At 42.6% G+C, this 5,978-nt stretch carries 7 protein-coding genes and 1 pseudogene; 5 read left to right on the top strand and 3 right to left on the bottom strand.

What is annotated here, in order from left to right; translation table 11 throughout:
• The first annotated feature begins 138 nt into the window (after positions 1-138).
• The 4 genes from potG to REG_RS09265 all read left to right on the top strand — a co-directional run bounded on the left by potG (position 139) and on the right by REG_RS09265 (position 4,101).
• Positions 139-1,263 carry a putrescine ABC transporter ATP-binding subunit PotG gene (gene potG / locus REG_RS09280; RefSeq protein ID WP_006705399.1) on the top strand — a complete coding sequence of 375 codons (1,125 nt, stop codon included), beginning with the start codon at positions 139-141 and terminating at the stop codon, positions 1,261-1,263.
• A gap of 4 nt (positions 1,264-1,267) precedes the next feature.
• Positions 1,268-2,227 carry a putrescine ABC transporter permease PotH gene (gene potH, locus REG_RS09275; RefSeq protein ID WP_039908564.1) on the top strand — a complete coding sequence of 320 codons (960 nt, stop codon included), beginning with the start codon at positions 1,268-1,270 and terminating at the stop codon, positions 2,225-2,227.
• A complete protein-coding gene (gene potI, locus REG_RS09270; RefSeq protein WP_006705397.1) occupies positions 2,224-3,063 on the top strand; it encodes a putrescine ABC transporter permease PotI in 840 nt (279 codons plus the stop codon). Before potH ends, potI begins: the two co-directional genes overlap by 4 nt.
• Before the next feature lie 189 nt (positions 3,064-3,252).
• Positions 3,253-4,101, top strand: a complete 849-nt coding sequence (locus REG_RS09265; protein WP_006705396.1) for a hypothetical protein — start codon at positions 3,253-3,255, stop codon at positions 4,099-4,101.
• A gap of 88 nt (positions 4,102-4,189) precedes the next feature.
• Here the strand turns inward: REG_RS09265 and artM (REG_RS14400) are convergent.
• Positions 4,190-4,312: pseudogene (gene artM, locus REG_RS14400) on the bottom strand (arginine ABC transporter permease ArtM); the annotation flags it as partial.
• A 187-nt stretch (positions 4,313-4,499) separates the two neighbouring features.
• Here artM (REG_RS14400) and REG_RS09260 point away from each other — a divergent pair.
• Positions 4,500-4,889 (top strand): hypothetical protein, encoded by a 390-nt coding sequence (locus tag REG_RS09260; protein ID WP_039908562.1) that lies wholly within the window; start codon positions 4,500-4,502, stop codon positions 4,887-4,889.
• Positions 4,890-4,919: 30 nt separating this feature from the next.
• Here REG_RS09260 and artM (REG_RS09255) read toward each other — a convergent pair whose 3' ends face one another.
• Together artM (REG_RS09255) and REG_RS14880 are read right to left on the bottom strand one after the other, a co-directional pair.
• On the bottom strand, positions 4,920-5,588 hold the full coding sequence (gene artM, locus REG_RS09255; protein WP_006705394.1) for an arginine ABC transporter permease ArtM: 669 nt from the start codon (positions 5,586-5,588) through the stop codon (positions 4,920-4,922).
• Positions 5,588-5,978: ABC transporter permease subunit (locus REG_RS14880; RefSeq protein ID WP_039908559.1), on the bottom strand; the 391-nt coding region annotated here is incomplete at its 5' end. The genes artM (REG_RS09255) and REG_RS14880, both read right to left, overlap by 1 nt.

Below are 5,978 nucleotides of genomic sequence, written 5' to 3'. Positions count from 1 at the left end.
CACAGCAACCTTCGTTAACACAGAGTAAATGAGGATTGCGCGCACCGGGCAACGCAGGATCCGCGTCACGCAGTAGGTTTCCGAAGAGGTCTAATGTAAACTAAAACATACTGACAGGGAGCATTCACTGAGTGAACGATGTTATTGTCCGCCTGCCACCGAAGTCGCAAAAATTTTACGCCTTTGCTGGAAATCCGTAACTTGATTAAATTTTTCGATGGCCAAGCCGCTGTCGATGATGTCAATTTAACCATCTATAAAGGCGAAATTTTTGCCCTGTTAGGCGCATCAGGTTGCGGTAAATCCACATTATTACGTATGCTCGCGGGCTTTGAACAACCCTCGCAAGGACAGATCATGCTTGATGGGCAAGATTTATCACACGTGCCTCCCTATCAGCGACCGATTAACATGATGTTTCAGTCCTATGCGTTATTCCCGCATATGACGGTGGAGCAAAATATTGCTTTTGGTTTGAAGCAAGACAAGCTACCGACATCAGAAATTAAAGCGCGGGTCGCCGAAATGCTGACGTTAGTCCATATGGAAGAATTTGCCAAACGTAAACCACATCAACTCTCTGGGGGTCAACGACAACGTGTCGCTCTGGCGCGTAGTTTAGCCAAACGGCCTAAACTATTGTTGCTGGATGAGCCGATGGGGGCGTTGGATAAAAAATTACGCGACCGGATGCAATTAGAAGTGGTCGATATTTTAGAGCGCGTTGGCGCCACCTGCGTCATGGTGACGCATGATCAGGAAGAAGCGATGACCATGGCCGGACGGATCGCTATTATGAATCGGGGTAAATTTGTACAAATTGGTGAACCAGAAGAAATTTATGAACATCCCAATAGCCGATTTAGTGCTGAATTTATTGGTTCGATAAATGTTTTTGAAGGTTTATTAGTCGATAAACAAGAAGATGGCTTACTGATTCAAAGCCCTGGATTGCTCCATGCGCTCAAAGTCCCTGCTGATGCTTCTGTCATTGACGGCGTGCCAGTATTGGTCGCACTGCGTCCAGAGAAAATTATGTTATGTACCACTGTAAAAGAAGATGATTGTAATTCTGCTATCGGAGAAGTGGTAGACATCGCTTATCTCGGCGATCTCTCCATCTATCATGTCAAACTGCACAGCGGTCAGATGATCAGTGCTCAATTACAAAATGGTCATCGTTACCGTAAAGGCATGCCAACCTGGGGCGATGAGATTCACCTATGTTGGGAAGTGGGTAGCTGTGTTGTTCTGGGGAGCTAATATCATGACATCAGATCCTGCGAACAAATCGGCACTATTATCGATGGTTACCTCAGCGAAAGCACTGTGGCAGCGTTGGCAAATAGCACATGGCCGTAAGCTAGTGATAGCATTGCCCTACCTCTGGCTATTTTTCTTATTTATGCTGCCTTTTCTGATCGTATTTAAAATCAGTCTGGCAGAAATGGTCAGAGCCATTCCCCCTTACTCTGATTTAGTGAGTTGGCTGGATGGAAAACTGACTTTTGCTCTGAACTTGGGTAATTATCTGCAACTGCTCGATGATCGCTTATACCTTGATGCTTATTTACAATCCTTGCAAATAGCCACTATTTCAACGCTATGTTGTTTATTGATCGGTTATCCGTTGGCTTGGGCGATTGTTCGTTGCGAGCCTTCCAACCGTAATATTCTTTTATTATTGATTATCTTACCCTCTTGGACTTCATTTTTGATCCGCGTTTATGCCTGGATGGGTCTTCTAAAGAGCAATGGTATTGTTAATAATTTTTTACTATGGTTAGGCGTCATCGACCAACCCTTAGTGATATTACATACTAATTTGGCGGTCTATATTGGCATTGTTTATTGCTATCTGCCTTTTATGGTATTACCTATTTATACCGCCTTAATTCGATTGGATTATTCATTGGTAGAAGCGGCATTAGATCTCGGCGCTAAGCCATTAAAAACCTTTTTTCATGTGATGATGCCACTCACCAAAGGCGGGATTATTGCCGGCTCAATGCTAGTTTTTATTCCTGCCGTCGGTGAATTTGTTATTCCTGAATTATTGGGCGGCCCCGACAGCATTATGATCGGGCGTATTCTATGGCAAGAATTTTTCAATAATCGTGACTGGCCAGTAGCTTCCGCAGTGGCGATAGTGATGTTGATCCTGCTAATCATGCCGATACTGTGGTTTCATAAATATCAAAATAAGGAAATAGGAGCGAGACGATGAACAATTCAGTGTCTTTAACATGGCGTTATCTGATCTTACTGCTCAGTTATACCTTTCTGTATGCGCCTATGTTAATGCTAGTGATTTATTCATTTAACAGCTCGCAATTAGTGACTGTGTGGGCGGGTTGGTCAACGCGCTGGTACACAGAGCTTTTTCATGATTCGGCGATGATTTCCGCAGTGAGTCTTAGCCTGACGATAGCCGCGGCATCGGCCACCATGGCTGTCGCCCTTGGCACCATAGCGGCAGTGGTGATGGTACGATTTGGCGCCTTTCGTGGTTCGACCGGTTTTGCTTTTATGTTAACCGCGCCTTTGGTGATGCCAGATGTGATAACAGGCCTAGCATTATTGCTGTTATTTGTTGCCATGGGATACGCCATTGGTTGGCCGGCGGAGCGTGGGATGTTTACCATTTGGTTAGCGCACGTCACTTTTTGCACCGCTTATGTTACGGTCGTCGTCAGCTCACGCCTACGTGAATTAGATCGCTCTATTGAAGAAGCGGCGATGGATCTTGGCGCCACCCCGCTAAAAGTATTTTTTGTCATCACGGTTCCGATGATCACCCCAGCATTAATCTCCGGTTGGTTACTGGCTTTTACACTTTCATTGGATGACTTAGTGATCGCCAGTTTTGTCGCCGGGCCCGGGGCGACCACTCTGCCGATGTTAGTATTTTCCAGCGCACGAATGGGCGTTAATCCGGAAATCAACGCATTAGCGACATTAATTTTGTTAGTGGTCGGTATTATCGGTTTAATAAGTTGGTGGTTTATGTCGCGCGTCGAAAAACAACGTTTACGTGAAATACGTAGAGCTGCCGGTCAATAATAAAAATCGCCATTATTATGGCGTCAATAAAAAATAATAATCTCTATTTTTTCAATATTATTAAATTTTTGTATGGGTGTTTTTTTATATTTTTTAAACCTGGCTGCCTTTAATATTCTCTGGAATTTAAAACAACAATGATATTTAAAATCATTGATTATATAAAAAAACAAAAGAAAGGTTATTATTATGTTTGACAAATTATTTGGAATAAAACCACAACCACTACAATCTCAATCACATTTTTTCACATCAGAAACATCATTAAGCGATGCAACGCCGGATAGTATTAAAAACACTTCTTCTTCTTTTTATGCAGGATATGGTGAAGTGACATTGCAGAAGAGGGATCAAACCAGCTTAGCTCAAATCGTATCAAGAGTCAGAGATTCAATGCCGGATGGTACTAAAAAAACTTCTCCTCCCATAGGTGACGCAATGGTTACAAGGAAAGACCCACTTCCAGTTGGGGAGAGGTCAAACTTTTTATTACCGACAGCATCGGAGGTTAGATGGGCAGCAGATAGAGCACGGGAAGAGGCTTATGGTGCTCTTACTGGAAAACGGAAAGTGGCTTATCTGCTTCTTTCTAACGAACAGAGAGAGGCTTATGTGGCTCTTACTCCAAAACAGAGAGAGGATTATTGGAGTGAAATGAAAAAAGCAGAACTTGCTGTTCTCGAGACAACTGCTCAAGAGCCAGCGCTTAGTAAAGCAGCGTCACAGACTTCTTTAGTTGCATTGGCGCCGGTTGCTGAAGATCCAGCTATTCCTCAAGGACCAGAGCTTAGTAAATCAGCAGGAATGAACACAGAAATTAAAGAGATATTACAAGATTATAAAGAATCACAATTAAATAAAAAATCAATCTCAGGATACCTCTTCAGTACCGAAGCCGAAGCCAAGAACGTCTTTAACATCAACAACACCAACGCCTCTGCCAAGAAAGTTGGCATCGAAACCTGTACCTCTGCCAAGCGGGGATGCAAAGACAATCGCTTAAGCTCTGCTCACAACCATGTTAGCTCCACTCTCTGAATATTGCCCCCATGTTTACATGAGGGCTTTACACCGCCTGTTCAAAAGCCAAAGCGCGGTGTTCTCGCCAGCATATTAACAGCGTTAATCACGTATTAATCGATAAATAAACTATCCCTATTGCGGCAAAGACCGTCACATCATAAGTGTAGCTATAAATAAGCGAAGTACTTTTAAACACTAATATCACTTCATTAAAAATCGAGCTTAATTTTAGACAGCGCCATCATTATTTTATAAATAACAAATCATAATATTTATTTTCTTCAAGAGGATTAAATTTTTGTATGGGTGTTTTTTTATATTTTTTAAATCTGGCTGCTTGTAATATTCTCTGGAATTTAAAACAATAATAATATTTAAAAAATTTGATTATATAAAAATAAGGAGAGGTTATTATGAACATACTTTGCCAAAGATTATTTCGTCCATTCGCATGGGTTGCTGACAAAGTAAACGCACTATTCAGCAACGCAAAGCTGGAGAAGATTGGAAACACTCCCAAGCAACCTATGAAGGTTGAAACATTTTTTTCCTCAGAATCTCCTCAAATACAATCGATAGGAGAGCTTTATGAAGCTGAAAAAAGGAAAATCATAGAATCAAGCGCATTTTTCCTAAGCCTAGATAGTATCACCAAGTTAAAATCTGATGAAAAAAAATCAATGATAGAGTTTTATAACACTAGAAAAAGCAGAACATTAATAAATGCAACAGCAGCTGAGAAAGGAATGGCTCACAGGAAAGCTCCGCCGGTTCCTACTAAAGCGACAGCGCAACCTAAATGAATACTTCTCCCCAGCTAAACTTGGGGAGCTTTACACCTCTTCAAAAGCCAAAGCACGGCGTTCTAGCCAGCGCATTAACAGCGTTAATAAGGTGTTAATCGATAAATAAACTATCCCTGCTGCGACAAAGACCATCACATCATAGGTGCGGCCATATAACATTTGGCTCTGCCCCATGATATCCATCAAAGTAATGGTATAAACCAGCGACGTGCTTTTAAACACTAAGATCACTTCATTCGAGTAGGAAGAAAGCGATCGTTTAATCGCGAAAGGAAATAAAATTCTCATTGATTGCGCCGACGACATCCCTAATGCGGCGCAAGATTGCCATTGACCTGCCGGAATGGCTTGTACTGCGCCATAAAAACAATAGGGGGTGGTATAAGCGGCACTGTTTAACGCTAATGCAATCATCGCACACAGCCAGGGTTGTGACAGCGTATGCCAAAGCCAGGGATACTGCTGGATTGAGGGAAATTGCCCGGGGCCGTAATAAATAAGAAAAATTTGCACTAATAAGGGCGTGCCAGTAAACAACGTAATATAAATTCTCACTAAAGACGTTAATAAGGGCGTTTTCAGGGTCAATATCAGCGTAAACAATAATGCGAACACTAACGCCAGCGAGAGTGACACCATGGTTAACGTTAAACTGGTAGATAACCCCGTCATTATTTGCCATAAATAATCAATCATCAGCCAGCACTCCGCTCAAAGGCCGTGGTACGCATCACAATCAACTTAATCAAATATTGACTCAATAAGGTGATGGCCAAATAAACTAGCGCGACAATACAATACCAAGTGAAGGGCTCTTGCGTACGAGTGGCAATATTTTTAGTTTGTAGCATCAAATCATTGACGCTGATAAGCGACACTAACGCGGTATCTTTCAACAATACCAACCACTGATTGCCTAATCCAGGCAAGGCGTGACGCCACATTTGCGGCATAATCAGCCGAAAAAAAATCCGACTTTGACTCAACCCCAGCGCTTGCGCTGATTCCCATTGCCCGATTGGCACCGCTTTCAGCGCGCCGCGTAATGTCTGCGAAGCATAAGCGGCGTAGAGTAAAGCCAAGGCA

The sequence above is a fragment of the Candidatus Regiella insecticola LSR1 genome (assembly GCF_000143625.1).
In the GTDB taxonomy this organism is placed as follows: domain Bacteria; phylum Pseudomonadota; class Gammaproteobacteria; order Enterobacterales; family Enterobacteriaceae; genus Regiella; species Regiella insecticola.
The sequence above is the reverse complement of the archived record's forward strand: the minus strand, read 5'-3'. Positions and strand labels throughout refer to the sequence as shown.

Bases quoted from the DNA above. Each gene is read 5' to 3' on its own strand.
- potH (WP_039908564.1), top strand. From the start codon at position 1,268: ATGACATCAGATCCTGCGAACAAATCGGCACTATTATCGATGGTTACC.
- REG_RS09265 (WP_006705396.1), top strand. From the start codon at position 3,253: ATGTTTGACAAATTATTTGGAATAAAACCACAACCACTACAATCTCAA.
- potI (WP_006705397.1), top strand. From the start codon at position 2,224: ATGAACAATTCAGTGTCTTTAACATGGCGTTATCTGATCTTACTGCTC.
- REG_RS09260 (WP_039908562.1), top strand. From the start codon at position 4,500: ATGAACATACTTTGCCAAAGATTATTTCGTCCATTCGCATGGGTTGCT.
- potG (WP_006705399.1), top strand. From the start codon at position 139: ATGTTATTGTCCGCCTGCCACCGAAGTCGCAAAAATTTTACGCCTTTG.
- artM (WP_006705394.1), bottom strand. From the start codon at position 5,588: ATGATTGATTATTTATGGCAAATAATGACGGGGTTATCTACCAGTTTA.